Origin of the sequence: Paraburkholderia sp. RL18-085-BIA-A (assembly GCF_046027075.1) — a bacterium.
In the GTDB taxonomy this organism is placed as follows: Bacteria; Pseudomonadota; Gammaproteobacteria; order Burkholderiales; family Burkholderiaceae; genus Paraburkholderia.
In genome coordinates this window covers 1-947 of the sequence record NZ_JARESU010000493.1, presented here as the reverse complement: position 1 = coordinate 947, position 947 = coordinate 1, and the positions used below count along the sequence as shown (strand labels likewise).

Below are 947 nucleotides of genomic sequence, written 5' to 3'. Positions count from 1 at the left end.
CATGGCCCGAACACTCGGGCGCCCGGCATCAACTGTGAGCCGCGAGCTGACCAGGAACACGTGTTCTGTCGTGGGCTATGCGTTTGCCCCGGCGCAGTCGCTCAGCACGAGCCGACGCGAGGCTGCGCGCCCATGTCCCAAGCTGCACCCTCAAAGCACGTCGTGGCGCGTCGTACTCACCCTGCTGGAATGGAAGTGGTCGCCCCAGCAGATCTCAGGTACGCTCAAGCGCATGTGGCCCAACGATCCAACCCAGCACGTCTCGCATGAGACCATCTACACTGCCATCTATGCGCAGCCACGCGGTGAACTGCGCCGCCAGCTTATCGCCTGTCTGCGCCACGGTCACAGCACCCGCATGTCACGCAAGCGGGGCACTGACCGGCGCGGCCAGATCCCCGACATGGTGAGCATCCATGTGCGCCCGCCTGAGGTCGACGATCGGGTGATGCCAGGTCACTGGGAAGGTGACTTCATCAAGGGCGCCGGCAATCAGTCTTCCGTCGGCGTGCTGGTTGAGCGCACCAGTCGCCTGGTGCTGCTGGCGAAGATGGAAGACGCCACCGCCGCTTCGGCACTGGCGGGCTTCACTGCCAAACTGAATTCGATCGCCGCCCCACTGCGCCAGAGCTTCACTTACGACCAGGGTAAGGAAATGACCCGGCATCAGGAGCTCAGCGCCGCCACCGGCGTGCGCGTGTACTTCTGCGATCCGCACAGTCCATGGCAACGCGGTACCTGCGAGAACACCAACGGGCTGCTGCGGCAGTATCTGCCGAATATAGATAGTCCGTCCCGCTTTCCGTGATACTGGTCACAGCTGGCAGGTAGCTGCCAGCGAAGGCGGGACGTGCACCCGTGGACTACGAATAATCTGCCACAACGCCTGACGTTTGTGCCCTTAGCTTCGAGTCCACGGGTGCGCTTGCGCTCAATAACGAATACTC

Annotated in this window: 1 pseudogene; it reads left to right on the top strand. The window is 62.8% G+C overall.

From position 1 onward, the window contains the following. Positions 1-778, top strand: a pseudogene (locus P0D89_RS53460) (IS30 family transposase); the annotation flags it as partial. Positions 779-947: the final 169 nt, after the last annotated feature.